Genomic DNA, 1,183 nt, shown 5'->3' on the forward strand with positions numbered 1-1,183 from the left:
CCGGCTCGTCCGTCCCGTCCCCCGCTAGGAGCCGGCCCGTGGATTCCGAGGCCACCGTCACCACCTGCTACCGCCATCCCGGGGTGGAGTGCCATGTCCGCTGCGTGCGCTGCGACCGGTACATCTGCCCGGACTGCATGCGGGAGGCGGCCGTGGGCCACCAGTGCCCCGACTGCGTGAAGGAGGGCATGCGGTCGGTGCGGCAGGCCCGGACGGTGACCGGCGGGCGCGTCGTCGCGGTGCCGGTGGTGACGTACGCGCTGATCGCCGTCAGCGTGCTGGCGTACCTGGCGGAGCTGGCGCTGCCGGAGGTCGTGGACCGGTTCGCGATGCTGGGCGCGGGGCTGGTCGGGCCGGACGGCGGTCACTACGTGTGGGGCGGGGGGCCCGTGTTCGAGGGCTTCCGCGCGGAAGGCCTGGTGAACGGGGAGTGGTACCGGCTGCTGACCGGTGCCTTCCTGCACCTTCCGCCCACCGAGGGCACGTTCGGGATCCTGCACATCGTGATGAACATGGTGGCGCTGTGGAACCTGGGGCGGGCCGTCGAGCCGATGCTGGGCCGTGTCCACTTCCTCGTCCTGTACCTGCTGTCGGCGCTGGGCGGCTCGGTGCTGGTGCTGCTGCTGGCGCCGCAGGACTCCGTGGTCGGCGCGTCCGGGGCGGTCTTCGGGCTGGGGGCCGCGTACTACGTGGTGGCCCGGCGGATCGGCGCGGACATGCGGGCGGTCAACCGGTTCATGGGCGGGCTGCTGCTGTGGCTGGTGGTCTCCGCGGTGGTGACGTCCTGGGAGGGTCACCTGGGCGGGCTGCTGGCGGGGGGCGCGGTGGCGGTGGTGTTCGCGTACGTGCCCCGGGGCAGGCGCCGGACGCTGCTGCAGGCGGGGGCGTGTCTGGGGCTGCTCGCGCTGCTCGTCGTCCTGGCGGCGGTCAAGGTGTCGGAGCTGACCGGTGGAGGGGTTTTCCGGTGAAACGTCCTGCCTTGCTGCTGGCGGCCGTGCCCGTGGTGGCGACGGCCGTGTACATGCTGGTGCCCTCGGAGCCCGGCGGTCCGGCCGCGGGCGGCGGGCCGGCCGTGACCGCGCTCCCCGGCCCTCCCGCCCGGCTCCGGGGAGCGCGCCGGGCCGGGGTCGGCCGGGGACGACGCGCTGGTGGCGAGCCGGCCGCCGGGCCTGGCCGCCCCGGC

The 1,183-nt window shown here is 75.1% G+C and carries 1 protein-coding gene; it reads left to right on the forward strand.

The features are described from left to right. Positions 1-38: 38 nt before the first annotated feature. Positions 39-968: a rhomboid family intramembrane serine protease gene (locus AOK18_RS17495; RefSeq protein WP_055694987.1), complete on the forward strand. Its 930-nt coding sequence runs from the start codon at positions 39-41 to the stop codon at positions 966-968. Positions 969-1,183: the final 215 nt, after the last annotated feature.

Origin of the sequence: Streptomyces prasinopilosus, assembly GCF_001419695.1 — a bacterium.
Lineage (GTDB): Bacteria > Actinomycetota > Actinomycetes > Streptomycetales > Streptomycetaceae > Streptomyces > Streptomyces prasinopilosus.